Here is a 25,015-nt window from a genome sequence, read left to right as displayed (position 1 = left end):
CCGCATACCCGGGTGCCGGAAATCGTCCATTCAGTCGATTGAACCCCGCGGCCGTGCGCTCCTACGGTCAGTGGACCAATGCCTCGGAGAGAAGCGAGACCACGTGACCTTGCGCCCGCACTCCCGCGCCGTCGCCGTCATCACCGCTGTGACGACTGCGTTCGTCTCCGTCAGCGCCTGCGGCGAGGCGTCATCCCACGACACGGCGGCCCGTACCGTGAGAACCACCACGTCTGCGGTCGAACGGCCGAGCGGCGCCCCCGAACGACGACCGTCCAATGTGCAGATCCGCAGGTTGGCACCCGATGAGAAGCCTCCGCAGTTTGTGCTGTTCTCCTTCGACGGAGTCGGCGTGAGCCCACAGTTCCACAAGTTCCTCGACGCCGCCGACCGCAGCGGCGCTAGGTTCACGGCACTGATGACGGGTCTGTACTTCCTCACCGACGACGCCCGCAATCACTATCGCGCGCCCGGAAGGAAGCCTGGAGAAGCCGCGATCGGGTTCGGAGGTTCCACGAAGGACGTCAAGGCCGAGGTGAAGCTCCTCAACCGCACCTGGTTCGACGGCCACGAACTCGGCACCCACTACGTCGGCCACTTCTGCGCGGGGACGTCGTACCCGGGTCGGGACTGGACCACGGCCGACTGGAACCACGAGCTGGACCAGTTCTTCTCGCTGATGACAAACTGGCGCACGAACACCGGAATCACCGACGGCCCCGACTTGGCGTTCGGACCAGACGTTGTACGCGGCGGTCGGACGCAGTGCCTCGAAGGCAGCCCGGCCAGCCTCTTCCCCGCCCTCGTGAAGCACTCGATGACCTGGGACTCGTCGATGCCCGCCGATCGTCCCGGCATCTTCTGGCCGAAGAGAATCCGCGGGATCTGGGAGTTTCCCATCCCCTACGTGTACTCGCCGCCGCTGCGCGCCAGGCAGACTGCTCTCGACTACAACTTCTGGGTCACCGCCAACGGCGCTGCGAACCGTCCCGCCGATGCGCCGCGAATCCGCCGGATCGTCCGCGAGACCTACCGATCGATGTACGACCGCGCCTACCGAGGAAACCGGGCGCCGATCGTGATCGCCAATCACTTCAACACCTGGAGCGGTGACGCGTTCAACCCCGCCACCCGCGACTTCATGTCCGACGTCTGCGGCCGACCCGAAACGATCTGCGCCACCTACAGCGACGTCGTCGCCTGGATGGAGGCACAGGACCCCGCCGTCCTCACACACTTGCAGCGGCTCGCGCCCGTCGCGGTCGACGCGAAGCACTAGTCCCCTGCTCATTGAGCGAGCGCAACTCCCCCTGCGCGTTGAGCGAGCGCAACTCCCCTGCTCGTTGAGCGAGCGTAGCGAGTCGAAACGCCGCAAGGCCCGTCCGAAGATCTCGGACGGGCCTTGCGGCGTGATCTAGTGCGATCAGTGAGCGTCGTGCTTGTCGCTGCCCCAACCCACGTGGGCTTCGGCGCGCATGCGCTCCACCATGTGCGGGTAGTGCAACTCGAACGCCGGGCGCTCCGAGCGGATGCGCGGCAGTTCGGTGAAGTTGTGACGCGGCGGCGGGCAGCTGGTGGCCCACTCGAGCGAGTTGCCGAAGCCCCACGGATCGTCGACGGTCACGACCTCGCCGTAGCGGTAGCTCTTGAAGACGTTCCAGAGGAACGGCAGCGTCGACAGGCCAAGCACCAGGGCGCCCGCGGTGGACACCATGTTCAGCTCGGTGAATCCGTCCGACGGCAGGTAGTCGGCGTAGCGACGCGGCATGCCCTCGTTGCCCAGCCAGTGCTGCACCAGGAAGGTCAGGTGGAAGCCGATGAAGGTCAGCCAGAAGTGCCACTTGCCGAGAGTCTCGTCGAGCAGACGGCCGGTCATCTTCGGGAACCAGAAGTAGATGCCCGCGTAGGTGGCGAACACGATGGTGCCGAAGAGCACGTAGTGGAAGTGCGCGACCACGAAGTACGAGTCGGAGACGTGGAAGTCGATCGGCGGAGCGGCGAGCAGGACGCCGGTCAGGCCACCGAAGAGGAACGTCACGATGAAGCCGATCGAGAACAGCATCGGCGTCTCGAACGTTATGCGGCCCTTCCACATCGTTCCGATCCAGTTGAAGAACTTCACACCGGTCGGGACCGCGATCAGGAACGTCATGAACGAGAAGAACGGCAGGAGAACCGAACCGGTCACATACATGTGGTGAGCCCACACGGCGACGGACAGAGCCGCGATGGCGAGCGTCGCGTAGACCAGGCCCGAGTAGCCGAACAGCGGCTTGCGGGAGAAGACCGGGAACACCTCGGACACGATGCCGAAGAACGGCAGGGCGATCACGTAGACCTCGGGGTGACCGAAGAACCAGAACAGGTGCTGCCACAGGATGACGCCGCCGTTGGCCGGGTCGTACAGGTGGGCGCCGAACTGGCGGTCCACTTCGAGGCCCATGAGCGCTGCGGTGAGCAACGGGAAGATCAGCAGGATCAGGACGCTGGTGACCAGGATGTTCCAGGTGAAGATCGGCATGCGGAACATGGTCATACCCGGTGCGCGGAGGCACACGACGGTGGTGATCATGTTGACCGCGCCGAGGATGGTGCCCAGACCGGCCACACCGAGACCCATGATCCAGAGGTCGGCGCCGACGCCGGGCGAGTGGACCATGTCGGTCAGCGGCGTGTACGCCGTCCAACCGAAGTCCGCTGCGCCACCCGGGGTGAGGAAGCCGCCGAGGGCGATCAGGTTGCCGAACAGGAACAGCCAGTAGCCCAGCGAGTTCAGTCGCGGGAACGCGACGTCGGGCGAGCCGATCTGAAGCGGGAGGACGAAGTTGGCGAAGCCGATGACGATCGGCGTCGCGTACATCAGCAGCATCACGGTGCCGTGCATCGTGAAGAGCTGGTTGAACTGCTCATTCGACAGGAACTGAAGTCCCGGATGTGCAAGCTCGGCACGCATCAGAAGCGCCATCAGTCCGCCGACGAGGAAGAAGGCGAAACAGGTGACGATGTACATCTGACCGATCAGCTTGTGATCGGTGGTGGTGATGAGCTTGTAGAAGAAAGAGCCCTTGGGCTGGTAACGCTCCGGGTAGGGGCGCTGGGCCTCCACCTGAGTCGTCGGCTGATCTACCGCGGTCACAGATTCCTCCTCGTGAGCACCATCGGCCTAGGTTCCCCGTCTGGGGTTTCCCGGTCGGCGGCACTGGACCTTCGTCCGTCCTAACTGCTGTGGCGCCGACCGAAGACAGCGCGCTGCACAACTGATCGTAGACCAGACTCGGCCCCGATTCCGACTGGGTCCTACGAACTGTCGTAATACGGTCCTACGAACTGTCGTATTACGTCAGTCGCGGTGTGCGCCATGCCTGGTCGCCGGGGCGGCCGGTCGACGCCGCGGTGCTAGCGTAGGCCCGTGCGTACAGACCTTCGACGACTCTTCTCCGGCCGCCGCGCCGCCGCTGTCGCGTGTGCCGTGGCGCTTGTCGCGGGAACTGCGGCGTGTGGTTCCGACGACGACCTTCTGCGCACGCCGGACGGTTCGGTCATCTCGACGACGACCACCCGTTTCGCGGAGGTCAACATCGTCAACCCGGGCCGCGACTACTCGCGTACGTGCCTGGCGCCCACACCGGTCGACGCCGGCAAGACCGACGCGAAGCGCATCGTGGTCACCGACCCCGCTCTCCTCGATGCGCTCTGCGCGCTCGGGCTCGCCCCGCAGGTGCGTGCGATCGCCGCACCTTCCGGCTCGGTCCCCGAGTACCTCGGCCCCGACCTCGCGGCCGTCCCCGCGATCGGCGACACGCCGACCGCCGACCAGGTGACCGCGGCGAAGCCCGACCTCGTGCTGTCCACGCCGGAGACCGCAGCGCGCGCCGACGCGATGCGGTCGACAGGCGCTCTCGGATCGGCGCGTGTCGCCTCCGTCGACGTCGATGGCGACTGGCAGAAGGCGTTCCTCGCAGTCGCCGCGGCCACCGGCCGTTCTGCTGCGGGCAAGGTCCGCATCGACGAGTTCGTCGCCGAGGCGACCCGCGTCGGCCGTGTGATGGACGCCGCACACACGCAGGTGTCGCTGGTCCGATTCACTCCCGATGACACGCTCATCGAAGGCACGTCGTCGTTCGGGGCGCAGATCATGGCGATCGTCGGCGTCGCTCGCCCTGCTGCACAGCGCACGCCCGAGACCGTAGTTCAGACGGACGCGAACTTCACCGACGCCGACGCCGACCTGATCCTGGTGAGCTACCAGGGCGACGGCGGACGGGACCGCGGCGAGGACGTTCTGTTGTCGGATCAGTGGCTCGACATGGGCGCGCCCACGTGGAAGCGCGTGAAGTCCGTCGACGACAGCATCTGGCACACCGATCCCGGTCTCGCCTCGGCATGGCTGGTCCTCAACGACCTCAAGGATTGCCTGAACAGCAGTTCCGCTGAGAACTGATTGTCGTACCCCGCGGGTAGAACTGTGTCCGTGAACGCCCCGCCTGTCCGAGTCCTGTGGCGGCCCGGCCTCGGCTTGGCGGTCTGGCCGTGGCGGCCCGACGCGGAACCGCCCTCACCCGGGTCGGTGTTCGACGACGCCGTCGAGCTGCCGTCGTCGCTGACCGATCTCCTCGGCGGACGAATACTGCGCCACACCGTCGAACTGCGGACGCCTGGCGGTGGTCGGACATTCGCATCCACCACCGCGGTGGGCGTGCCGACCGCGGTGCAACTCCTCGACCGCTTCGATCATCTGCCCGCCGGCGGAGACACCGCGTTCTACCGCTACGTCCTGGCGGGTGTGCGGGCCGTCGTCGACGCAGGGGCCGTGGCTCCCGGAGTCGTGGACGTCGCCGGACTGCCCGAAGCACGGTGGCTTCCGCTCCCCACGACCTCGTGGCGCGCGTGGCTCAACGTCGTCCACGGCAGTGCTCCGCCCGCGGTCGCCGAGAACGGCGGCAGTGCTGCGATCACCGACTTCGCGACCGAGGTCCTCGACTTCGAGGTCAGGAATCGGATCACCCACCGGGTGACCTCGCAAGTGGACCTGATCGCCGGTCTCGCCGCGCCGTCACCGATGCCGGTGAGCGCCGCCCCCGGGGCCCGAGGCGCGTGGAACGACTGGTTGGCAACCGTCGGTCCGGAGGCCGCGACTCTCGTCCTGCGGCTCAACGAACCCGCGGACGATCCCGAGTCTCCACACGACTCGGAGGACGCAGACCGGTGGCGGCTCGAGGTGTGTCGACACGATGCGACCGGCGATGTGGTGCCGGTCGTCCCGCACCGCACCGATCCGCACGACCTCGAGACGATCACCGGCGACCTGGCGTCGGCGGTTCGAGCATTCGGGGAACTGTCGCGTGCCGACACCGACCCGCACAGTCTGGACTTCCTTCTCGACACGGCGACTGTTGAGGACCTGTTCGCCCACGGGGCCACCGCGATCGCCGACGCGGGTGTGACTGTGCTCCTGCCGCGCACCATCGCGTCGGTCTCCCCGAGTCTGTCTCTTCACGCCGGGGCCGTGCCCGACGGCGGAAGCAGGCCGGGATTCGTCGGTCTCGACGAGATCTCCGACTTCGAATGGCGACTCGCTCTCGGCGACACCCCGGACTCCCCTGCGCTCACCCAGTCCGACCTGGACGAACTCGCCCAGCAGCACGGGAATCTGGTGAGGGTCCGTGGCCGGTGGCTACGAGCGGAGGGTGCAGCACTGACGCGGGCTGCAGCGTTCGTCGCCGCACAGAGAGCCCTCGCAGCTGCCGACGGGGAAGCATCGACGATGGCCGAGTTGCTGACCCTGGTGGCCGACCCGACCGACCGGATCCCGGTCCCGGTGTCGAGTGTGAACGGACTCGGCTGGCTAGACGACGTCGCGCGCGGCGGCGCCATCGTTCCGGAACCGGTGACTCCGCCGCCTACCCTGCACGCCTCTCTACGCCCGTATCAGCAACTCGGACTCGACTGGTTGGTGTCCCTCGGCCGAATCGGCGCCGGCGCGGTCCTCGCCGACGACATGGGCCTCGGCAAGACCGTGCAGGTGATCGCTCTGCTCACGACCATGCGGGCAGACGATCCTGGACGCCACCCCGCTCTCGTCGTGTGCCCCATGTCGGTGATCGGCAACTGGCAGCGCGAGTTGGCGACCTTCGCTCCAGGACTCCGGGTGATCGTCCACCACGGAACCGGCCGGTCGGTCGACGTGATCTCCACCGGCGACGTCGATGTAGTGCTGACCACGTTCGCGACGCTCGCACGCGACCGGGCCGGTCTCGCCGGGCTGCGGTGGAGCGAACTCGTCGTCGACGAAGCCCAGCACGTGAAGAACGTCCACACTGCAGCAGCGAAAGCGTTGCGCGCGATCCCGGCCCGGCTGCGAATCGCGCTGACGGGCACTCCGGTCGAGAACCGGCTGGAGGACCTTCGAGCCGTCGTCGATCTGGTGAACCCGGGGATGCTGGGGTCGGCGTCGGTGTTCCGGGCCCGCTTTGCCGAACCCATCGAACGCGATCGGGACGCCGATGCCCTGCGTAGGCTCACGGCGCTGACCGGCCCCTTCATCCTTCGGCGCACCAAAACGGATCCGGCTGTGGCACCAGACCTTCCGGAGAAGACGGAACTGACGGTCCGCACCAATCTGACAACCGAGCAGGCCGGGCTGTACCAGGCGGTTCTGAACGACTTGCACGAGGCGCTCGGCGACCCGAATCACAAGGGCGAGTTCCGGCGTCGCAGTGTCCTCGCGGCGCTGACCAGGCTGAAGCAGATCTGCAACCACCCGGCGCACTACCTCGCCGACGGATCCGCGTTGCTGCGCAAGCGCAGGCACCGGTCGGGCAAGGTCGAGTTGCTCATCGACATCCTGACCACGCTGATCGCCGAAGGCGATCGCGCACTGGTGTTCACGCAGTTCGCGGCCTTCGCCGAACTGCTCGACGAATGGCTGACGCCGATCCTCGGGGTCGACGTGCCCGTGCTGCACGGCGGACGATCTCGCCGCGACCGTGACGCGATGGTCTCCGACTTCCAGTCGGCAGACGGGCCTCCCGTCCTGATCGCCACACTCAAAGCGGGTGGCACCGGGCTCAACCTCGTCGGTGCGAACCATGTGATCCACGCCGACAGGTGGTGGAACCCGGCCGTCGAAGATCAAGCGACCGACCGCGCATACCGGATCGGGCAGACGAAGAACGTGCAGGTCAGGAAGTTCGTGTGCGTCGGAACATTGGAGGAGCGCATCGACGAGATGGTCACCGCCAAGCGTGAACTCTCAGAGTTGACCGTGTCGACCGGCGAGAACTGGCTGGGCGATCTCGACGATGACGCCCTGTTCGACCTGCTCGCCCTGCGCGACGAGGCGGTCGGCGAATGACCGGGCGGGCGCGCCGCGCGCCGGTCCGCGGTTACGGCATCAGCCGATGGGGCCGGGCGTTCGTCGACGTGGTCGAGTCCGGGTCGGATCACCGGCACGTGACCGGTGCGCGTCGCTACTTTCGTGATCGCCACGTCGACGGCATGCGGATCGTCCCCGGCCGGGTCACATCGTCGGTGCGGGGCAGCCAGCTCGACCCGTTCGACGTGATCCTGACATGTCGAACCGTCGACGCCGACACCGTCGTCGGCCTGCTCCGCGCACAAGGGGCGGTCGACGATCTCCTCTCACTGGCGCGAGGCGAGCAGCCGTCCGGGCTCGGCGGGCTGATCGCACCGACCGAGTCTGCCGACGTCGAGTCGAGCTGCACGTGCCCTGATGAGGCTCCCCGCTGCATTCACGTATTGGCGACCGCGTTCGAGGTGGCAGCCGAGATCGACCGCCGTCCCACAGCTCTGCTGCAGGTGATGGGAACCGACCTGCCGGAGCTCCTCGCCTCCGCCGGCGAGGATCGTGGGCCGGCGTCCACGACTGAGCCCACTGATGACTGCGACATGCTGCCGGAGGACTTCTACGGCGACCGTATCGTCCCGGCGCCCCCACCGCCGGTTCCCGCGGTCGACGCGCTCGCCGATCTCGATGCTGCCGCGCTCCGGACCGCTCTGCGGGCGTCGGGTGTCCCCGCAACGCAGTTGGCGGAAGCCGTCGACGACCTCGGCACCTTCTACCGGGAACTCCGGCGACGTTCGTGACGTCCGACATGACACGATGATCGTCGTGCCCGACGATTCTGCGCTGCACCGACTGCGGGTGCGTCTCGACCGTTCCGATGATGCGTACGCCCATGCGCTGTGGGTCGGCGGGCAGCGATCCGAACCGTGGGCGGCGGCCGTAGCCGAGGCGAGGGCCGACCTCGCCGATCCCGGAGACCTTCTCGACATCGACCCCGTCGCACAGGCGTCCGCTCGTGCACAGCGCGCGATCTCCGAAACCGTTCTGGCCCAGCAGGATGCGATGCCGAGCGCACCGCTGCGGAGCGGCGCCGGGCACGGCGACATTCTGCTGGTGATGCGCGACGCCCTCAAAGCGACCGCGGCTCTGCCTGGACTCGTCCGTGACGAGATCGCGCACATCTTCGCCGACCGTCCGCGAGCAGTGTTGATCCGACTCGCGATCACCATCGCGATGGCACTCGGATTCGTGGTGACGTACGAGCTCATCGGGTGGTCCAGCTACGACATGAAGTCACTGTCGATCTACCTCTTCTCAGCCGTCGCAGGCAGCGTGGTCTGCACCAACGCCCTGTGCTTCGACGCACAGCGCGTCCGCGAGTCGTTGGCGACGCAACAGCCGCTGTGGCGTGTCCTCGTGGTGAAGAACATCGCCATCGCACTGATGATCGCCGTCGCGGCGATTCCCGTCGTCGTCCTCATCTCGACGGGCGCCGACCACCCGAACGCCGTGGTCATCATCGATCAGCTGATCGCGATGCTGTTCATCTGGCTCGGTGTCGCGAACGTGCTGTCGGTGATCTCGCCGCTGCGTCGCGAACCGTTCACGGCCCGGCTCGGCGACGGCACCTGGCTGCCCTTCCTGCTGTCGTTCGGCATCTCGTACGGGGTCGGGCTCACCGTGAACCTGATGATCTACTGGCGGATGTGGGCCCGCCATGCGGCCGCGCACGAGATCGCAGGGGGAGCCTGGTCGGCGTTCTTCCTGGTCCTGCTGTCGTCCGTGATCGTCTGGGTGCTGCTGACAGTCCTCGCCGTCACGTCTGCGCACCACCCGATCGTCCGGCGAGTGCTCATCCGCGAGATGCGCTGACCGAGCTCCTGAGATCGGTCCGATCACAAAGGTCCGCCGGCAGTGTGCCGGCGGACCTTTGTGTATGGACGAGTCTTCGGAGCGCTCAGAAGTCCCAGTCGTCGTCTTCGGTGTTGACTGCCTTGCCGATGACGTACGAGCTGCCCGAGCCCGAGAAGAAGTCGTGATTCTCGTCGGCGTTCGGCGAGAGCGCCGACAGAATCGCCGGGTTCACGTCTGCCTCGTCCTTCGGGAACATCGCCTCGTAGCCGAGGTTCATCAGCGCCTTGTTCGCGTTGTATCGCAGGAACTTCTTGACGTCCTCGGAGAGTCCTACCTCGTCGTAGAGCGCCTCGGTGTAGTCGGTCTCATTGTCGTACAGCTCGAAGAGCAGCTCGAACGTGTAGTCCTTGAGCTCCTGGCGACGCTCGGGCGTCTGCGTCTCGAGCCCACGCTGGTACTTGTACCCGATGTAGTAGCCGTGGACGGCCTCGTCGCGGATGATCAGGCGGATCATGTCGGCGGTGTTCGTGAGCTTGGCGCGCGAGCTCCAGTACATCGGCAGGTAGAAGCCCGAGTAGAAGAGGAACGACTCCAGGAGGGTCGACGCGATCTTCCGCTTGAGCGGGTCGTCGCCCCGGTAGTAGTCCATGATGATCTGCGCCTTGCGCTGCAGATGCTCGTTCTCCTCCGACCAGCGGAACGCCTCGTCGATCTCCTTGGTGGAGCAGAGGGTGGAGAAGATCGAGCTGTAGCTCTTGGCGTGCACCGACTCCATGAACGCGATGTTCGTCATCACCGCTTCCTCGTGCGGCGTGAGGGCGTCCGGGATCAGGGAGATCGCGCCGACCGTGCCCTGAATCGTGTCGAGCAGCGTCAGGCCCGTGAAGACCCGCATCGTGAGCGTCTTCTCGTAATCCGTCAGCGTGCCCCACGAGGGGATGTCGTTCGACACCGGAACCTTCTCCGGCAGCCAGAAGTTACCGGTCAGACGGTCCCAGACCTCGGCGTCTTTGTCGTCGGTGACCCGGTTCCAGTTGATGGCCGACACACGGCTCACCAGCTTCACGGGAGCTCCGTCGGCAGGACTGTGGGCGGACTCAGACATGGCACCTCGCGTCGTGAGAAATGTTTGGCAGGAGAACGAGCCTAACCCTACCGCTTGGGTCTGACACTCCCCGTGAACACAAGATCGTGTGTCTTCCCCCTATTCGGCGTGTCGCACCGCGTGTCCACCGTTCCGCACGGATCCGACTGTGACGGACGGCTCGGAAACCGTAGAATCACAATCCGCCATACCCGACGATCACCTCCGAACGGATGGAGACGAGCCCGTGTTCGCGCCAACCGCCGCACGACCGTGCAGGCCGCCGAGAGAACGTGTCGGGATCGTCGACGCGGTGTTGAGCGTTCTCGGCTGGGTGATGCTCCTCGTGGTCTCCGGGTACAGCGTGCTCGTCAGCAGCACTTTTGTGCTGGGAACCGCCAACTGCCGTGGCGACAACGGCTGCAACACCGATCTTGTCGGCCCCGCGATGGGCACCGTGTGGATCGGCGTTCTCCTCGCGCTGATCGCGGCGGTCTCCGGATCGGTGTACTGCATCCGGCGCAGGCGGTACTCGTTCTATTGGCCGATCATCTCCACCGTGGTTGTGATCGCCTGTCTGTACATCGGCGCTGCGATCGCGACCGCTGCGGGCCCGCAGTAGACGTCGACCATCAGCGGGCGGCTTTGAGTGCGATCACGTGAACCGGCGAGACGCGCTGGTGGATAGAATCAGACCCTCATCAACGTGTGCGACGCGGAGGTCACCGAGAACATGGACGACAGGCTCGCACCGTCGGCACGCGGTGCCGAGATCGTCCGCTCTCGAGTCCGCAATCACTACACGCTCGTCGCACTGATCGTGGTGATGTTCGCGGCGGAAGCGACGATGCACTTCACGCATTTCACCTGGTCACGCTGGATCGTCACAGGTACGGCCGTCGCCGCCACCGCACTCGCCCTCGGGGCGGGCCTGCGGCCGGCCGACCTCGGACTCGCTCCGTCGACCATGGCCCGAGGCGGCCGGTGGGCAGCGGTGATCATCATCGTCGTGGTCGTGGCCATCGCCGTGGCGATGGTCGTTCCACCGGCGCGCGAGCTGTTCCGGAACGACGCGTATCAGGACCTGTCGTGGGCGGTCTTGTCCGCATTCGTCTTGATTCCACTGCAGACCGTCATCCCAGAGGAGTTGCTGTTTCGAGGTGTTGTCCTCGGCAGCCTGCTGAGGAGGCATTCGACCGGCGTCGCCATCGGCCTCCAGGCGGTGCTGTTCGGCCTGTGGCACGTGGTGTCCTCACTCGGCCTCACCGCCGGAAACGAGGGCTTCAGCGACGCCGTCGGATCGGGTGCGCTCGGCGTGATCCTCGGCATCGTGGGCGCCGTCGTGTTCACCGGCATCACCGGCGTGGTCTTCGGGTGGCTTCGAGTCAAGACTGGAAGCCTCCTGCCGTGCCTCGCCCTCCACTGGGCGGCGAACGGCGCGGGCGCGGTCGCCGCCGCCTTCGCGTGGCGGTTCGCCTAATGCGCGACGTTGTGCTGCGTGCCGGCGACGTCCGTGCCACGGTGTCGCCCGCACTCGGCGGACGCCTGTCGGCGTTGACGATCGATGGGATCGACGTCCTGGTCCCCGGCGCCGGTCACGGCTCGTTCCCGATGGCGCCGTGGTGCGGCAGAACCGCCGACGGGCTGGTTCATCTCCCCGACCACGACGTTCAATTGCCGATCAACAATGGGCCGCACGCGATCCACGGAACGGTGCGTGATGCCGCGTGGGACGTCACATCGCTCTCCGAGACGGCCGTCAGCATGGCGTGCGAACTCGTGGATCCGTGGCCGTTCCGCGGACGCGTCACGCAGGAACTGTCACTGACTCCGACCCACCTGGACCTGTCGATGGCGGTCACAACGCACGCCGGCCCGTTCCCAGCACAGGTCGGCTGGCATCCCTGGTTCGCCACCACCCTTGTGGACGGTGCTCCGCAGGCCACGCTCGAGTTCACTGCCGACTGGCAGGAGGAGCGCGTCGCCATGATCCCGACGGGCCGGCGACTCCCCGTTGGTCCACCTCCGTGGGACGACTGTTTCGGCATGCCGGGCGGAGTGGCCGTCGCGGTGATCTGGCCCGGGCAACTCCGCGTCGATGTGACGAGCCCCGCCGAGTGGGTCGTGGTCTTCAACGAGCGCCCGGAGGCCGTCTGCGTGGAACCGCAGTCCGGCCCGCCCAACGGGCTGAACTCCGCGCCGCGGATCGTCACCGTCGACGATCCCTTGCACATGTCGTCCCGCTGGGCATGGCGGAGGCTGAGGTCTACGGGCTGACGACCGCGCTCGACGGGTCGATGAGGATCTTGGCGTGGACCTCTGGATCACCGAGCGCCGTGAATGCCGCGTCGACGCCGTCGAGACCGACCGTCCCGGTGATCAGCGGCTTCACGTCCACCTTTCCGTCGGCGATCATGTGCAACGTGTCGCGGAACTCACCAGGGTCGTAGCCGAAGACGAACCGCAGGTCGATCTCCTTGGTTCCCGCCATCGACGGGGTGAACGAGTCGGGTTCCATGCACACACCGACAACCACGACGCGCGACCGCAGCGGGGCCGTGTTGATGATCTGATCGATCATCCCCGGTACGCCGACACACTCGAACACCACCGGACCGGCGGGGATTTCTCCGATCGTCTCGGCGAGCCGGAACACCTTCCACCACGGCACCGGGCCCGGGATCATCCGAAGCTTGCCCATGGTGTCGATCGCGACGCCGACGAGATCGCTCACGGAGCGGACCTCGTTGCGTCCTGGGGCGTATGCGTCGAACGGATCCGTCTCCCGCGGGTCGACCACCACGTGCGCGCCGAGCTCACGGGCGAGTTCCCGACGCCGCGGCGACAGGTCGCTGGCGACGATCTTCTTGGCACCGGACGCTCTGAGCATGGCGATCACGGCCAGCCCGATCGGTCCGCAGCCGATGACGACGGCTGCCTGGCCGCGAGCGAGCTCTGCGCGTCGGACAGCGTGCCACGCGACCGCCATCGGCTCGGTGAGAGCGGCCTCGTCGTCGGAGAGTCCGTCCGGGACCGGCATGGTCATCGACTCCTGGACCACCACTTTCTCCGCGTACGCTCCCGGTGCCTGCTCGGACAGGCCGAGCAGGTGAGGTCCGGTCATGCTGTCCACCATCGGCAGCGCGACAACGCGGGTGCCCGGCTTCCACCTCTTGTGACAGCCGGAACCGTACTCGGTCACCGTGCCGACGAACTCGTGCCCCATGACGATCGGCTGGTTCATTCGCATCAGATGTGGATAGCCGGCCTTGTCGGCCACATCGGCGACGAGGTCGGCGTGGTGGCGTCCGTGCAGGTCGGAGCCACAGATGCCCGTGCGCCTCACCGTCAGTACCACCTGCCCCTTTCCCGGCGTCGGGTCGGGAAGGTCTTGGACGGTCAGTTCACCTTGCTCGCACACCACGGCTCTCATGCCGTTGAGCGTAGGCGCACATCGTTCGCCGACTGCCACAACCCGCCCATAACTATCATTGTGTAAACGATCATTCTCTATATGATCGTTTCTATGACAAAGAAGAGGGTGCTCATCACAAGCCTGCTCGCGCTCGTCGCAATCGCCGTCGGGTGCACGGCCTGGATTGTGAAGGCACAGTCGTACGCCTTCACCGAACAACGCGTCGACATCCCGGTCACCAACGCGCTCGCGGACGGCGGCAGCACCCCCGACGCACACACCGGCGGCTCGCTGCATGCGGTGCTGACCGTTCCGAAGTCGGGAGGCGGCAAACATCCGCTGGTTGTGCTCGTCCACGGCGACGGTGCTGCGAACGCATCCCGAGACGATGCCTATCAAGCAGTCCGCGAAGCGTTCGCCGACGCCGGCTATGCGACACTCTCCTGGGACAAGGCCGGGGTGAACGGAGCTCCCGGCGACTGGCTCGCACAGTCGTTGGCCGACCGTGGCGCGGAGGTGGGAGCGGCACTCGATTGGGCTCACACTCGTCCCGAGATCGACGCCGACAACATGGGTGCGTGGGGCGTCAGCCAGGCCGGTTGGGTTCTGCCCGCGATCGCCGACCGACGTGATGACCTGCGGTTTCTAGTCATCGTCGGAGGTGCGGTCAACTGGCTCCGACAAGGTGAGTTCAACCTGTCCGCAGAACTCCGCGCGGACGGCGCATCCGATGAAACACGGCGCGCCGCGTTCGACCGACGCACCCGTAACGTCGCGATGTTCGAACGCGGTGCGACATACGACGAGTACGTCGCATCAGGTGTCGACGCCGAACCGATGAGCAGGGCACGCTACGGCTTCGTGATGCGGAACTTCCGCGCCGACGCCACCGGGGATCTCGACCGGATCGCCGTCCCGACGCTTCTGCTGCTCGGCACCGCCGATCGGAACGTCGACGTCGTCGAGACCGAACGGGTGTATCGCGATCACGTCCCGCCGAATCTGCTCACCGTCCGCACGTTCGACGGTGCGTCCCACAGTCTCACCCGTGACGACATCGAGTACCGGCCCGACGATCTCGGTGTGTTCTTCCGTGCGGTCTTCGCTCCGCGGTCGATCTTCGCACCCGGCTATCTCGATGCGCTGACCAGTTTCGCGGTCGATCAGAAGACTCCGCGCGCATGAGGGTCGCTGTGCTGGGCGCCGGCGCGATGGGTGCTCGCGCCGCCGCGACACTCGCCGCTCACCCGGCTGTCGACTCCCTCGTGATCGCGGACATCAACCGTGACGCACTCGAGCAATCAGCAGGCACGACGATGTCCGCCCGAACCGTGGACGTCACCGACGGTGCGGCGCTTCGCGCCCTGCTGTTCGACGTCAACGTGGTGATATCCACCGTCGGGCCGTTCTATCGGTTCGGCACGGCCGTCCTCGAGGCCTCGATCGATACTTCGACAGACTACGTCGACATCTGCGACGACTGGGAGCCCACCGGCGCCCTCCTCGACCTCGACGCCGCAGCCCGTGAGGCGAACGTCTGCGCTGTGGTCGGAGCGGGCGCGAGTCCGGGCCTGAGCACGCTCCTTGCGTCAGCTGCCGCCGCCCGGCTGGACTCGGTGCACAACGTCTTCACCGCATGGCCGCTCGACGCTCCTGCCACGCCGATCGAGTCGACCGTGACGACGTCGGCGGCCGCCGTGCACTGGATGCACCAGTGCAGCGGCACCGTCGCGGAGGTGAGTGACGGAGTCCTCGTCCGACGCCGCCCCGTCCGTGCGGTGGCCCTGACCCTGCCCGGCGGGCGCTCGGGCACGGGATACACGGTCGGCCACCCCGAACCGCTCACACTGCACCGAACGATGGGGCCGAGCGGTGAGGCCGCGTGTTTGATGCTGTTGCGTCCCACCACTGCGGCGTATGTCGATGCCCTGCGCTCGGACATCGATGCAGGCTTCCTCACCGCCGAGGCCGCCGCCGACCTTCTCGACTCACCGTCGATCCGCCACTCACTTCGCTCGCTTCCGCGGTCACTGCGATTCGCGGGCCCTGGTACGCTCCCCGAGTTCTTCGCCGCCGCCGACGGGCTCGTGGACGGGGCGCCCACGCGAGTGTCGGCGAGACTTGTCGCAGACCAGGCACTATTCAGCGATATGGCCGGCCTCACCGGGGTTCCGGCAGCTCTCGCCGCGATCCAGCTCGTGGACGGACACCGTCTCGTGGGCGTCCACCCACCCGATGCAGCGCTCGACCAGACGCGGATGCTCGCGGACTTTGGGGTAGCGTTCCCGGGCACGCACGTGACCGTCGAGGAGGAACCCGGATGGCTGACGACCTGATCTCCACACGAGCGCTCATCGAGGCGATGCTGCGCGACGACGCGACGATCGACGCCGGAGACCTGTACGCGGTCGGGAACGCCCTCGGCATGAGTGACCAACAGATCCGACTGACTGTGAAGAGACTTGTCACCGAAGGGCAGTTCACAGTCGCAGGTCGTGGCCGCAGAGCCGTCTTGACGGCGACCGGGGAGACGATCAGCACGATCACGCCTGACCGCGAGCTGGTGCACCTCATGTATTCCCAGGATCGCGGCGGTGCGCAGTGGGACGGAGTGTGGCACCTCGCCGGTTTTGCAGTCCCGGAGTCGGCGCGCGACGCACGCGCCGTCCTTCGCGACACCATCCGATCGTTGGGCGGCGCCGCCGTCCAGGGCGGCCTGTACACGTCTCCCCATGCGTGGGAACCCGAGCTTCGTGCCGCCGCCCGAGAGGTTGACGCAGACCGATTCCTGACGACACTGACATGCTCGGACCTCGACGTCGGAGGCCGGACGGGCAGGGACGCCGCAGCGCACCTGTGGCCCCTCGACGAGTTGGCTGCCGGGCACACTCGTCTGGCCGACCGCGCGGCGTCGACCCTCGACGCCACCGACACTGCGGATCGGAATGAACGCCTCGTGATGGCTGTCGCACTGGTCGCCGAGTTCACGCGGGCCCACGAAGACGATCCACTGCTTCCTCCGGAACTGTTGCCTGCCGATTGGATCGGCGCACGCGCTCGCTCGCTGGTCGATGCAGCGTGGGCGGCGCTCTCAGCCGCGGAGCCTGAGTCGACCATCCGGCTCCTGCGCTGGTACGACGCTCGCTGACCGGCCGATCACAACAGCCCGGCAAGCCGGTACAGCACGAGCGATCCGGACACGGCGACGTTGAGGCTCGCTCCCCTGCCGATCATCGGGATCTCGACGGCCTCATCGGCGAGGTCGAGCATCGGCTCCGGGATTCCGGTGCGTTCGTGCCCGAGAAGAATCACCGTCCGCCGGCGGGCGGGCTGGACATCGGCGAGTCGGGTCGCGCCCTCGACGAGCTCGACCGCGACGATCCGAGCACCTTTGTCTCCCTCTCGTTCGATCCACCGCGTCGGATTGCCGGTCCGATGAACGCACGAGCGCCCCGGCACCGTGTTGCCGCGCCGCAGCGCTTCGGCGACCCAGTCGTGCGGCGGGACCGCCAGGCATGCGCCGACTGCGTCGCATGTCCGCAACATCGTCCCGAGGTTGGCGCCGTGCTGGGCCCACAACGGTGCGACGATCAGATGTCCCCAACAGGAATGATTCCGCTTACGGCGGCTCTCGCGGATCTCGTCCGGTCTACGGACGCGCATCCCGGCCATCAGTGACGGTGAGGCTTCGAGCCCCTTTCGTGTGTACGCATCTGACAAGCGTAACCCGGTCGAAGTCTCATTGCTCGCCCTAGACTCCTCGCTCGTCCTCCACCATCGCCGTCAGGATCCGACGCGCGCGCACTGCGGCTCGGTCCGCCTTGACGTTGACGTAGCGCCGCGGCATCGGGTCTTCGTCGAGACATCGCTGCACGGTCTCGAGGACGGCGATGTCGCGGTCGGCCATCGCGTGAAAGACCTCGATCAACTGCTTGCCGATGTCGGGTGAGACCGAAGCGCCCCGCCAGGAGATCTGCAGGAAGACATGGGTGACGCCGGACGATCGGGGCGTGAAGCCGTGAGTCCGCACGAGCTCCAGCGCCGGACCGGTCGCGCCGATGATGGAGTACGTCTGCTTGTGCAGGCCCGGCGTCACGAACGTGCCCGTCTCCGTCCGGCCGAATGACGCGGACACCGTGTCATCGTCCAGCCCGGTGACCTCTGCCTCCCACGGGGCCAGCGGGGCCTCGGGCAGTTCTCTCCTGTAGGAGACCGAAACCTCGGAGACCTCGACGTCCTCCAACGGCGGCAGCGCCTCGATGCCTGGCGGCACCATCTCCGGGTGCATCGCGACGACGTTGGAGAGGTCGAGATAGTGCTCGTGGAGCACCTGTAGGCATGCGGCCACCTCGCGCCGTTCCCCGACGCTCGTCCAGCCGTCACCGTGCAACCACGGTGTCGCCGGCGGTGGCCGCAGCCGTTCGCCGCCGGGCGTTCCAGCCCAGATCCAGACGAAAGGTCCGCGCTCGACGACTGGGAAGGCCCGCACCCGCGCGGACGAGGGCGGGTTGTCCTGAGACGGCACGCTCACCCAACGTCCAGTCGCGTCGTAGGTACAGCCGTGGTAGCCGCACACGATGAAGTCGTCCTCTCGGCGCCCTGCCGACAACGGGTAGGGCCGATGCGCGCAGCGGTCCTCCAGCGCGGCGATGGCGCCGTCGGAAAGGCGGAACAGCACGACCGATGTGTCGAGGACGCGCCGCGCAGTGAATCCGTATCCGACCTCGGCGGCCGTGGCGACGACGTACCAGCAGTCCCTCGGATAGTCGACGAGGATATGGTTCCGTGCGGTGTCGTTCATACGTCCAGCACCAGCTTCTTCGACAGGGAACGGGAGACGCAGAGCATGATCGTGTCGCCACGTTCCTTCTCCGCCTTGGACAGGATCGAGTCACGGTGCTCGGGCGTGCCCTCGAGCACGTCGGCCTCACAGGTGCCGCAGATGCCTTCCATGCAGGATCCGAGAACGTCGACGCCGGCCTTCTCGACCGCGTCGAAGATCGTGGTGCCTTCCGGAACTGTCACGCTCACTCCGGAGCGCGAGCACACGACCTCGAACGAGTCGAGCGCATCCTCGGATGCCGCGACCTCCTTGGCCGCGAAGCGCTCTATGTGCAGGCTGCCGTCGGGCCACGGCGCACACGCCTCCTCCACGGCGTCGAGGAAGGCGCCAGGGCCGCAGCAATAGATCGCCGTGTCCGGGGTTGGGTTTCCGAGGGTCGCCGCCAGGTCGATCCGGCCGTTCTCGCTGCTCGGCCAGATCGTGACCCGCTCGGTGTCCGCGAATTTGTCCAGAAATGCCATCGACTCGCGTGAACGGCCGCAGTAGAGCAGGCTCCACGTCGCCCCGCGTGCCTGGGCGGCCTCGATCATCGGGATGATCGGCGTGATCCCGATGCCGCCCGCGACGAATTGATAGTTGGCGGAGGCGACCAGGGGGAAGTGATTGCGCGGACCGCGCACGCGGACGGTCGCGCCTTCCGTCAGCTTCTCGTGGACGTACGCCGAGCCGCCCCGGCTATCCGGATCACGAAGGACTCCGATCTTCCACGACGACTCGTCCGACGCGCTGCCGCACAGCGAGTACTGCCGCGTCAGCGACGGCTCCAGGAGGAGATCGATGTGGGCCCCGGCAGTCCACGGTGGAAGCGGTGCACCTGTCGGGTCGCTGAGTGTGAGCTCGACGACCCCGTCCGCCACCTCGCGCCGGCCAGCCACCTGGACGTCGATCTCCGTCTCGGTGGTGGTGGTCGCTTCGCGGGAACGACGAATCGGTTGACGAGCGGGAGTCCGTGCCGCGGCCGGCCGCAGGGCACGTTGGTCGCGGGGACGAGGCTCCTGCCCGATCGGCGTCAACGTGACCATCATCTTCGTGTAGCCGCGGACGAAGTTCGACTGGAGGTATTCGGGTTCCTCCATCACTTCGATGTCTTCGAACCGTGCGAGCAACTCCTCCCAGAGGATCCGCAGCTGCAGTTCGGCCACGCGACTGCCCATGCAGCGGTGCACGCCGATGCCGAACGAGAGATGGTGTCGGGCGTTGTGCCGGTCGATGACGAAGTCGTCCGGATTCTCGAAGGTGCGCTCGTCGCGGTTCGCCGAGGCGTACCACATGACGACTTTGTCGCCCTTGCGGATGAACTGACCACCCAGGACTGTGTCCTTCTTGGCGATGCGCCGCATGTACGCCAGCGGAGTCTGCCAGCGGATGTTCTCGTGGACGAACTTCGGGATCAGGCTGTGATCGGCCTTGAGACGATCGAACTGGTCCGGGAACAGGTTGAGTGCGTACACGCCGCCCGACATCGAGTTGCGGGTGGTGTCATTGCCGCCCACGACGAGCAGGATCAAATTGCCGAGGAACTCCATCGGCCTGTTGATCAGGTCCTTGGTGTCCTCGGACATCTGCATCAGGGTGATCAGGTCGTATCCCGGCTTCTCGCCCGCCCTGAGGCGCGCCGCCTTGTCGTGCCACAGGGCGCTGAAGCTCTTCGCCATCTCGGCGGCGCCCTTGTACATCTCGTCCATGTCGACGTCGCCGCCGGTGGCCGCTGCGCTGGCGCCTGCCAACTCGGTCCAGTGCACGAGCTTGCGCCGATCCTCATACGGGAAGTCGAGCAGGGTGGCGAGCATTCGGGACGTCAATTCGATGCTGACCCTGTCGACCCAGTCGAACGGTTCGCCGACCGGCAGGTCGTCGAGGACCTCCTGGACGCGCGACCGGATCAGTCCCTGCATCTCCTCGAGATTCTGCGGCGCCACGACTCCCTGAACCGCTGCGCGCTGCTCGTCATGACGTGGCGGATCCATCGCGATGAACATCTCGATGTCCAGACCGTCCGGCGGTACGCCGATGACGATCTGCGGCTCGGCCGAGTAGGTCTCGAAGTCACGGTCCACCGTGACGATGTCGTCGTATCGCGTGACCGACCAGTACGGCCCGAATTCGCTCGACGCCCGGAAGTGAACCGGAGCCTCGTTGCGCAAGCGCTCGAAATAAGGGCGCCACTGGCCCTGCCGCCACATGAACGGGTTGCTCATGTCGATCTCGGTCAGCTCCACCGCGTCGACGTCGGGGATCTCCTCCTCGACGAAGTCGGGCTGCCGGTTGCCCAGGGCGAGCGTCTTCGCTTTCTGGAAGACGTGCAGGCCCTGGACTTGCCGCTCCATCGGGATGGTTGCCTGGGCCTTGTTGATGACCCGCTCGAGAAAGCTCATCCAACCGCCTTGCGAACGAAGAATGTGGACGTGTCCAAACTATGCCGTACATCACATCGCGCGGCTGAGTTTCTCGCTTTCCAACCGGCCGCCAGGCTGCTTTATCTGGTTCGTCCTCTCTGTCGCCCGACGCTGCCGACAGGGTCCGACAAAACGATCGGTCCATCCCTCAGACGAGGAATGGACCGACCGAATCTAGATGAAACCCCAGGTCACAGCATGCAGCTGACGCAGCCATCCACCTCAGTACCCTCGAGCGCCATCTGGCGGAGACGGATGTAGTACAGCGTCTTGATGCCCTTACGCCACGCGTAGATCTGCGCCTTGTTGACGTCGCGCGTGCTCGCGGTGTCCTTGAAGAACAGCGTGAGGCTCAGGCCCTGGTCGACGTGCTGAGTCGCCGCGGCGTAGGTGTCGATGACCTTCTCGTAGCCGATCTCGTACGCGTCCTGGTAGTACTCCAGGTTGTCGTTGGTCAGGTACGGCGCCGGGTAGTAGGCGCGGCCGATCTTGCCTTCCTTGCGGATCTCGATCTTCGACGCCACCGGGTGGATCGAGCTGGTCGAGTGGTTGATGTAACTGATCGAACCGGTCGGCGGGACCGCCTGCAGGTTCTGGTTGTAGATGCCGTGCTTCTGCACGAGCGCCTTCAGCTCACGCCAATCGTCCTGTGTGGGAATGTGGATGCCTGCTTCTGCGAAGATGCCTCGCACCTTGTCGGTGGCGGGCTCCCACACCTGATCGGTGTACTTGTCGAAGTACTCGCCCGAGGCGTACTTGCTGTCTTCGAAGCCGGCGAACGCGCTGCCGCGCTCCTGGGCGATCTTGTTCGACGCACGGATCGCGTGGAAGACGACCGTGTAGAAGTAGATGTTCGTGAAGTCGATGCCCTCCTCGCTGCCGTAGAAGATGCGTTCGCGGGCGAGGTATCCGTGCAGATTCATCTGACCGAGGCCGATGGCGTGGCCGTCGTCGTTGGCACGCTTGATCGACGGGACCGAGTCGATCGACGTCTGGTCGGCGACGGCGGTCAGGCCGCGGATCGCGGTCTCGATGGTCTGCGCGATGTCGGGCGAGTCCATCGTCTTCGCGATGTTCAACGACCCGAGGTTGCACGAGATGTCGCGGCCGATGTGCGAGTACGAGAGATCGTCGTTGAACGTCGACGGCGTCGACACCTGCAGGATCTCCGAGCACAGGTTCGAATGGGTGATCTTGCCCGCGACCGGATTGGCGCGATTCACCGTGTCCTCGAACATGATGTACGGGTAGCCCGACTCGAACTGCAGCTCGGCGAGGGTCTGGAAGAACTCACGCGCCTTGATCTTGGTCTTGCGGATCCGCTTGTCCTCGACCATCTCGTGGTACGTGTCGGAGACGTTGACATCCGCGAACGGCTTGCCGTAGACGCGTTCCACGTCGTACGGGCTGAACAGGTACATGTCGTCGTTGTTCTTGGCCAGCTGGAACGTGATGTCGGGGATCACGACACCGAGCGACAGGGTCTTGATGCGGATCTTCTCGTCGGCGTTCTCACGCTTGGTGTCGAGGAACCGGTAGATGTCCGGGTGGTGCGCGTGGAGGTACACCGCGCCGGCGCCCTGACGTGCGCCGAGCTGGTTGGCGTAGCTGAACGAGTCCTCGAGCAGCTTCATGATCGGGATGACGCCGGAGCTCTGGTTCTCGATCTTCTTGATCGGCGCGCCGTGCTCACGAACGTTCGACAGCAGCAGTGCGACGCCACCGCCGCGCTTGGACAGCTGCAGCGCGGAGTTGATCGAGCGGCCGATGGACTCCATGTTGTCCTCGATGCGGAGCAGGAAGCACGACACCGGCTCGCCGCGCTGCTTCTTGCCCGAGTTGAGGAACGTCGGGGTGGCGGGCTGGAAACGGCCGTCCATGATCTCGTCGACGAGGCCGCGCGCGAGAGCGGTGTCGCCCGCGGCGAGCGTCAGCGCGACCATGCAGACGCGGTCTTCGAAACGCTCGAGGTAGCGCTTGCCGTCGAACGTCTTGAGCGTGTAGCTCGTGTAGTACTTGAACGCGCCGAGGAACGTCGGGAAGCGGAACTTCTTGCTGTAGGCGTGACCGAACAGCAACTTCACGAACTCGCGATCGTACTGATCGAGCACCTCGGGCTCGTAGTAGTTCTCCTTGACGAGGTAGTCGAGCTTCTCGTCGAGGTCGTGGAAGAACACGGTGTTCTGGTTCACGTGCTGCAGGAAGTACTGCCGAGCCGCTTCGCGATCCTTGTCGAACTGGATGTTGCCGTCGGCGTCGTACAGGTTGAGCATCGCGTTGAGCGCATGGAAGTCGAGTTCACCCGGCTCGTGGCCGGACGGGCTCGAATGCACCCCCGACACGCTGGCCGAGACGGTGGAATCTGTGGCGGTGACGGTGGGTGACACTTCTGGCTCCATTTCAATGCGCATTCGCGCGGTGTGCTCTGGCGAACTCGGCGAGGCCGACCTGACAGGCGAGGACGTCGTCGACGGTCCCCATCAATTCGAAGCGATACAGGTACGGGACCTGACACTTGCTCGCGATGATCTCGCCCGCCATGGCGAACTCTGCACCGAAGTTCGTGTTGCCTGCGGCGATCACTCCGCGAATCAATGAGCGGTTGTGTTCGACGTTGAGAAATCTGATGACTTGCTTGGGGACGTAGCCCCCACCCGCATGGGCGGTGACCTTCCCCGCATCGCCGATCTTCCCGCCCCCATACGTCGGGAGGATCAGCACATACGGTTCGTGGACTCGGAACGCGCCTTCCCGATCGATCAGCGGGATCCGCTGTGATCGGGCGCCCAGCTTCTGAACGAAGCGGTGGGTGTTCTCCGAGACCGACGAGAAGTACACGATCAGCGGCAGGTCCGAGGCCTCGACGTGATCGGCGGGCTCAGACACGGCGAACCGATCAGGCTGCGCGGGCGGCGAGCGCCTTGATGCGGTCCGGGCGGAAACCCGACCAGTGGTCGTCACCGTCGACGACGACGGGAGCCTGCAGGTAACCGAGCGCCATGACGTAGTCACGCGCTTCGTCGTCCTGGCTGATGTCCACCACGTCGTAGGAGAGACCGAGCTTGTCGAGCGCCTTGTAGGTGGCGTTGCACTGGACGCAAGCGGGCTTGGTGTAGACGGTGATTGCCATCGGTGTGATCCCCTCAGTTGGCGGCGCGAGCCGCTCAGTTCGACTGGTTGAACGTTGTCGGTGTTCGGGAGGCCTTCCCTGCGAATGACGTCGATGAGATTCGATCGCCGTACGTCCGCCCCCCGGACACTCCAAACACTACACCTAGTGGGTGGCTTTTCAACTGACCACAAGAACTTGTGAATAACATTCGTGAAAGTCCCAGGTCGCACGGTGGTCATCCACAGGGCCTCCGGCGTGTCTGGGGCGGCCCGGCGTGTCGTGCACACCACTGTGCATCGACCGTCAACAACTGTGGATGAGCCCATGAGACGAGTGAACCCCATGGGTACGACAAAAGTCGTTCCCATGGGGTTCACTCACGGTCGCCGGGATCGCCGGCGGGCCGAGGTCAGTCGCGCCTCACGTCCATGTCAGACGGAGACGGCGACCGAGTCTGCGAGCACACGGACCGCGTCGACGACCTGCTCGGCGATCGCGTCGGTGCGGACACCGGACTCGTCGAGCTTGCCGGTCGCGACACCGATCTCGACGTCTTCGATCACACGGGCGCCCGCGATGCCGACCGACTTGCGCGTGTCCTGACGCGACCACACGCCGCCGTACTGGCCGAGGGCGGCGCCGATGACGCCGACCGGCTTGCCGACGAGCGCTCCCGCGCCGTACGGGCGCGAAAGCCAGTCGATGGCGTTCTTGAGGACCGCGGGGAGAGTGCCGTTGTACTCGGGAGTGACGAGCAGGACGGCGTCCGCGTCCGCGACCGCACCGCGGACCTCGGCGACGCCCGCGGGCAAGGTCTCCGGGGTGTCGATGTCTTCGTTGTAGAAGGCGAGGTCGCCCAGACCCTCCACAATCGACGCCTCGACACCTGCGGGCAGGTTCTCAAGGGCGATCTCAGCAAGCTGACGGTTAATCGAACCGGCGCGCAGGCTGCCGACGAGTACCGCGATCTTCACTGTGTTGTCCGACATCGTGTTCCACTCCCTG

General features: G+C 66.0%; 21 protein-coding genes. 11 read left to right on the top strand and 10 right to left on the bottom strand.

What is annotated here, in order from left to right; genetic code table 11:
* Nucleotides 1-103: 103 nt before the first annotated feature.
* Nucleotides 104-1,279, top strand: a complete 1,176-nt coding sequence (locus WFK36_RS04195; RefSeq protein WP_336789948.1) for a polysaccharide deacetylase family protein — start codon at nt 104-106, stop codon at nt 1,277-1,279.
* A gap of 144 nt (nt 1,280-1,423) precedes the next feature.
* Here the strand turns inward: WFK36_RS04195 and ctaD are convergent, their stop codons facing one another.
* Nucleotides 1,424-3,136 carry an aa3-type cytochrome oxidase subunit I gene (gene ctaD, locus WFK36_RS04190; RefSeq protein ID WP_008378173.1) on the bottom strand — a complete coding sequence of 571 codons (1,713 nt, stop codon included), beginning with the start codon at nt 3,134-3,136 and terminating at the stop codon, nt 1,424-1,426.
* A gap of 273 nt (nt 3,137-3,409) precedes the next feature.
* Between ctaD and WFK36_RS04185 the strand changes: the two genes are divergently transcribed.
* The 4 genes from WFK36_RS04185 to WFK36_RS04170 are packed head-to-tail and all read left to right on the top strand — an operon-like array spanning nt 3,410 to nt 9,178.
* Complete coding sequence (locus WFK36_RS04185; RefSeq protein ID WP_419717363.1) at nt 3,410-4,441, top strand: ABC transporter substrate-binding protein; 1,032 nt, start codon at nt 3,410-3,412, stop codon at nt 4,439-4,441.
* Nucleotides 4,442-4,471: 30 nt separating this feature from the next.
* Entirely contained in the window at nt 4,472-7,354 is a 2,883-nt protein-coding gene (locus tag WFK36_RS04180) for a DEAD/DEAH box helicase (RefSeq protein ID WP_336789945.1), read from the top strand.
* The gene (locus tag WFK36_RS04175) at nt 7,351-8,106 is read left to right on the top strand and encodes an SWIM zinc finger family protein (RefSeq protein ID WP_336789943.1); all 756 of its coding nucleotides are present in this window, start codon (nt 7,351-7,353) and stop codon (nt 8,104-8,106) included. Before WFK36_RS04180 ends, WFK36_RS04175 begins: the two co-directional genes overlap by 4 nt.
* Before the next feature lie 16 nt (nt 8,107-8,122).
* Nucleotides 8,123-9,178: a hypothetical protein gene (locus WFK36_RS04170; RefSeq protein ID WP_336789941.1), complete on the top strand. Its 1,056-nt coding sequence runs from the start codon at nt 8,123-8,125 to the stop codon at nt 9,176-9,178.
* Between the two features lie 85 nt (nt 9,179-9,263).
* Here the strand turns inward: WFK36_RS04170 and nrdF are convergent, their stop codons facing one another.
* Nucleotides 9,264-10,265 (bottom strand): class 1b ribonucleoside-diphosphate reductase subunit beta, encoded by a 1,002-nt coding sequence (nrdF, locus tag WFK36_RS04165; protein WP_205329014.1) that lies wholly within the window; start codon nt 10,263-10,265, stop codon nt 9,264-9,266.
* 226 nt (nt 10,266-10,491) lie between these two features.
* Between nrdF and WFK36_RS04160 the strand changes: the two genes are divergently transcribed.
* The 3 genes from WFK36_RS04160 to WFK36_RS04150 all read left to right on the top strand — a co-directional run bounded on the left by WFK36_RS04160 (nt 10,492) and on the right by WFK36_RS04150 (nt 12,521).
* Nucleotides 10,492-10,866, top strand: coding sequence for a hypothetical protein (locus tag WFK36_RS04160; protein ID WP_336789936.1), 375 nt, complete (start codon nt 10,492-10,494; stop codon nt 10,864-10,866).
* 111 nt (nt 10,867-10,977) lie between these two features.
* On the top strand, nt 10,978-11,724 hold the full coding sequence (locus WFK36_RS04155; RefSeq protein ID WP_336789934.1) for a CPBP family intramembrane glutamic endopeptidase: 747 nt from the start codon (nt 10,978-10,980) through the stop codon (nt 11,722-11,724).
* Nucleotides 11,724-12,521, top strand: a complete 798-nt coding sequence (locus tag WFK36_RS04150) for an aldose epimerase family protein (protein WP_336789932.1) — start codon at nt 11,724-11,726, stop codon at nt 12,519-12,521. Before WFK36_RS04155 ends, WFK36_RS04150 begins: the two co-directional genes overlap by 1 nt.
* On the opposite strand, the gene WFK36_RS04145 is transcribed toward WFK36_RS04150, so the two are convergent.
* Nucleotides 12,511-13,677, bottom strand: a complete 1,167-nt coding sequence (locus WFK36_RS04145) for a zinc-binding dehydrogenase (protein WP_336789930.1) — start codon at nt 13,675-13,677, stop codon at nt 12,511-12,513. The two genes, WFK36_RS04150 and WFK36_RS04145, sit on opposite strands and share 11 nt — an antisense overlap.
* A gap of 93 nt (nt 13,678-13,770) precedes the next feature.
* Between WFK36_RS04145 and WFK36_RS04140 the strand changes: the two genes are divergently transcribed.
* Genes WFK36_RS04140 through WFK36_RS04130 form a run of 3 tightly spaced genes read left to right on the top strand, consistent with a single transcriptional unit; the run spans nt 13,771 to nt 16,807 of the window.
* Nucleotides 13,771-14,844, top strand: coding sequence for an alpha/beta hydrolase family protein (locus WFK36_RS04140; RefSeq protein WP_336789928.1), 1,074 nt, complete (start codon nt 13,771-13,773; stop codon nt 14,842-14,844).
* A complete protein-coding gene (locus tag WFK36_RS04135; protein WP_336789926.1) occupies nt 14,841-15,995 on the top strand; it encodes a saccharopine dehydrogenase NADP-binding domain-containing protein in 1,155 nt (384 codons plus the stop codon). Before WFK36_RS04140 ends, WFK36_RS04135 begins: the two co-directional genes overlap by 4 nt.
* Nucleotides 15,980-16,807: a PaaX family transcriptional regulator C-terminal domain-containing protein gene (locus WFK36_RS04130; protein ID WP_336789924.1), complete on the top strand. Its 828-nt coding sequence runs from the start codon at nt 15,980-15,982 to the stop codon at nt 16,805-16,807. Before WFK36_RS04135 ends, WFK36_RS04130 begins: the two co-directional genes overlap by 16 nt.
* 8 nt (nt 16,808-16,815) lie before the next feature.
* On the opposite strand, the gene WFK36_RS04125 is transcribed toward WFK36_RS04130, so the two are convergent.
* From WFK36_RS04125 to WFK36_RS04095, 7 genes are all read right to left on the bottom strand, one after another.
* Entirely contained in the window at nt 16,816-17,331 is a 516-nt protein-coding gene (locus WFK36_RS04125; RefSeq protein WP_336789922.1) for a TrmH family RNA methyltransferase, read from the bottom strand.
* Nucleotides 17,332-17,410: 79 nt separating this feature from the next.
* Entirely contained in the window at nt 17,411-18,460 is a 1,050-nt protein-coding gene (locus WFK36_RS04120; RefSeq protein WP_336789920.1) for an aromatic ring-hydroxylating dioxygenase subunit alpha, read from the bottom strand.
* Nucleotides 18,457-20,877: a cytochrome P450/oxidoreductase gene (locus WFK36_RS04115; protein WP_336789918.1), complete on the bottom strand. Its 2,421-nt coding sequence runs from the start codon at nt 20,875-20,877 to the stop codon at nt 18,457-18,459. Before WFK36_RS04115 ends, WFK36_RS04120 begins: the two co-directional genes overlap by 4 nt.
* 212 nt (nt 20,878-21,089) lie before the next feature.
* On the bottom strand, nt 21,090-23,297 hold the full coding sequence (nrdE, locus tag WFK36_RS04110) for a class 1b ribonucleoside-diphosphate reductase subunit alpha (protein ID WP_419717468.1): 2,208 nt from the start codon (nt 23,295-23,297) through the stop codon (nt 21,090-21,092).
* Nucleotide 23,298: 1 nt separating this feature from the next.
* On the bottom strand, nt 23,299-23,784 hold the full coding sequence (nrdI, locus tag WFK36_RS04105; protein WP_336789914.1) for a class Ib ribonucleoside-diphosphate reductase assembly flavoprotein NrdI: 486 nt from the start codon (nt 23,782-23,784) through the stop codon (nt 23,299-23,301).
* 10 nt (nt 23,785-23,794) lie between these two features.
* Nucleotides 23,795-24,028 (bottom strand): glutaredoxin-like protein NrdH, encoded by a 234-nt coding sequence (gene nrdH, locus WFK36_RS04100; RefSeq protein WP_008378198.1) that lies wholly within the window; start codon nt 24,026-24,028, stop codon nt 23,795-23,797.
* A 413-nt stretch (nt 24,029-24,441) separates the two neighbouring features.
* Nucleotides 24,442-24,999, bottom strand: coding sequence for an NAD(P)H-dependent oxidoreductase (locus tag WFK36_RS04095; RefSeq protein ID WP_336789912.1), 558 nt, complete (start codon nt 24,997-24,999; stop codon nt 24,442-24,444).
* Nucleotides 25,000-25,015 lie beyond the last annotated feature (16 nt).

This window comes from Gordonia malaquae (genome assembly GCF_037148075.1).
Classification (GTDB): Bacteria; Actinomycetota; Actinomycetes; order Mycobacteriales; family Mycobacteriaceae; genus Gordonia; species Gordonia malaquae.
The sequence above is the reverse complement of the archived record's forward strand: the minus strand, read 5'-3'. Positions and strand labels throughout refer to the sequence as shown.

Coding starts and splice junctions, on each gene's coding strand:
- WFK36_RS04175 (WP_336789943.1), top strand. CDS start 7,351: ATGACCGGGCGGGCGCGCCGCGCGCCGGTCCGCGGTTACGGCATCAGC.
- WFK36_RS04170 (WP_336789941.1), top strand. CDS start 8,123: ATGATCGTCGTGCCCGACGATTCTGCGCTGCACCGACTGCGGGTGCGT.
- nrdF (WP_205329014.1), bottom strand. CDS start 10,265: ATGTCTGAGTCCGCCCACAGTCCTGCCGACGGAGCTCCCGTGAAGCTG.
- WFK36_RS04155 (WP_336789934.1), top strand. CDS start 10,978: ATGGACGACAGGCTCGCACCGTCGGCACGCGGTGCCGAGATCGTCCGC.
- WFK36_RS04150 (WP_336789932.1), top strand. CDS start 11,724: ATGCGCGACGTTGTGCTGCGTGCCGGCGACGTCCGTGCCACGGTGTCG.
- WFK36_RS04145 (WP_336789930.1), bottom strand. CDS start 13,677: ATGAGAGCCGTGGTGTGCGAGCAAGGTGAACTGACCGTCCAAGACCTT.
- WFK36_RS04140 (WP_336789928.1), top strand. CDS start 13,771: ATGACAAAGAAGAGGGTGCTCATCACAAGCCTGCTCGCGCTCGTCGCA.
- WFK36_RS04135 (WP_336789926.1), top strand. CDS start 14,841: ATGAGGGTCGCTGTGCTGGGCGCCGGCGCGATGGGTGCTCGCGCCGCC.
- WFK36_RS04130 (WP_336789924.1), top strand. CDS start 15,980: ATGGCTGACGACCTGATCTCCACACGAGCGCTCATCGAGGCGATGCTG.
- WFK36_RS04125 (WP_336789922.1), bottom strand. CDS start 17,331: ATGGCCGGGATGCGCGTCCGTAGACCGGACGAGATCCGCGAGAGCCGC.
- WFK36_RS04120 (WP_336789920.1), bottom strand. CDS start 18,460: ATGAACGACACCGCACGGAACCATATCCTCGTCGACTATCCGAGGGAC.
- WFK36_RS04115 (WP_336789918.1), bottom strand. CDS start 20,877: ATGAGCTTTCTCGAGCGGGTCATCAACAAGGCCCAGGCAACCATCCCG.
- nrdE (WP_419717468.1), bottom strand. CDS start 23,297: ATGGAGCCAGAAGTGTCACCCACCGTCACCGCCACAGATTCCACCGTC.
- nrdH (WP_008378198.1), bottom strand. CDS start 24,028: ATGGCAATCACCGTCTACACCAAGCCCGCTTGCGTCCAGTGCAACGCC.
- WFK36_RS04095 (WP_336789912.1), bottom strand. CDS start 24,999: ATGTCGGACAACACAGTGAAGATCGCGGTACTCGTCGGCAGCCTGCGC.